The organism is Cobetia sp., from assembly GCF_983723665.1.
In genome coordinates this window covers 8631-10356 of the sequence record NZ_CFDJES010000106.1, presented here as the reverse complement: position 1 = coordinate 10356, position 1726 = coordinate 8631, and the positions used below count along the sequence as shown (strand labels likewise).

General features: G+C 68.0%; 1 protein-coding gene. It reads right to left on the bottom strand.

The features are described 5' to 3' along the window. Positions 1-1726: protein-disulfide reductase DsbD (dsbD, locus tag AC4FAH_RS10870; protein WP_490246021.1), on the bottom strand; the 1726-nt coding region annotated here is incomplete at both ends.

Below are 1726 nucleotides of genomic sequence, written 5' to 3'. Positions count from 1 at the left end.
ATGCGCGCCGCCTTGAGCTCGCGTTCATCGGCGAAGAACAGCAGGCTGGGGGGGCCAAACAGGCCGAATTGCTTGAGCAGCGCCTGGGTCGCGGCCCCGGTACTGGTGACGTCGGCGCGAATCAGGTGGAACTGGCGCAACTGGCTGGCGACTTTGGGGAAGACCTCGCGCTCCATCACCTTGCAGGAGATGCACCAGTCGGCGTAGTAGTCGACGAACACCGGCTGGCCGCGGCTGGCGGCCAGTGCCAGTTCTCGCTCGAGCTCGCTCATGTCGCTGACGGTGGTGAAGTCCAGTGACGTCTCGGTAGCCTGCCCGGATGATGTGCCGCCAGAGAAGGGGGCCAGCGGGCGCAGCGGGTCGCTTGCGCCGCCTGCCACGCCCAGCAGGCTGATCATGCCCCAGCCCAGCGCGACCAGTCCCAGTGCCTGACGGGCACGCGCCCAGCCTCGGGTCTGTGTGCTGAGCGCCCCCAGCGCCACGCCGGTGCCGATGGCCAGAATGGCCCAGCCCAGCACTGCCAGTGAGGCCGGCAGCAAGCGCTCTACCAGCCACAGCGCCACCCCCAGCAGCAGGATGCCGAAGGCCTGCTTGATGCCCTCCATCCAGCCGCCGGCCCTGGGCAGCAGGCTGGCGCCGAAGGTGCCGACCAGAATCAACGGCACGCCCATGCCCAGCCCCAGCGCGAAGAGTGCCAGTCCGCCGGTCATGGCATCGCCACTGGCGGAGAGATAGACCAGCGCACCGGCCAGAGGTGCCGAGACGCAGGGCGATACCACGAGTACCGATAACGCGCCCGCCAGCGCCAGTCCGCCGGGGCCGGCGTTCATCAGGCGCCCTTGCAGCGCGTCGAGCCGTGAGTGCATGCCGCTGGGCAGTCGTAGATTGAAGGCGCCGAACATGGCCAGCGCGAACAGCACGAACAACGCAGCGAAGGGGATCAACACGGCCGGCGCCTGCAGATGCGCCTGCAGGTTGAGCCCCGCGCCGAACAGGCCCATCAAGGTGCCGGCCGCGGCGTAGGTCAGGGCCATGCCCAGGGCGTAGCTCGTGGAGAGCAGCAGGGCGCGCGGGCGGCTGGGGCGCTGGCCGACGATGATCGAACTCAGGATCGGAATCATCGGCAGCACGCAGGGCGTGAAGGTCAGCCCGAGGCCGGCGAGGAAGAACAGCCCCAGAGCCGTCAGCAGGCTGGCATCCGCGAACAGTGCGCTGAAGCCGGAATCGGTGCCGCTGATCGGGGCTGTTGTGGTGCGACTGTCCGTCGACGCCGTCGTACCGCTCGCCTGGCCGGCGGTCGGCATCAGCTGCGCGAAGGGGGCAGGGGCACTCTGCTCACCGGCCTGCAGAGTGACGGTCTCCGGCGGATAGCAGAGCCCGGCATCGGCGCAGCCCTGGAAGGTGATGGAGAGCGGGATCGGGCCGCTGGCCGGTGTGTCTTCATGCACTGCCTTGCCAGTGGAGGCGCTCATAAGCGGGATGCGAATGACCAGCGCATCATGGAAGACATGCACCTCGCCCATATAGGGATCGTTCTTCAGCTCTCCCGGCGGCAGGTCGGCGTCGCCCAGAGCGACCTGGTCGCTGGTGGTCGCGAAGCTGAACTGATGACGATAGAGGTAATAGCCTTCGGCGCTGGTGAAGCCGACATACAGGGTGTCGCCCTCGCGCCAGCTGCGCGGCTTGAAGGCTTCACTGACCGGCAGGAAATCGCCCTGATTGCCGC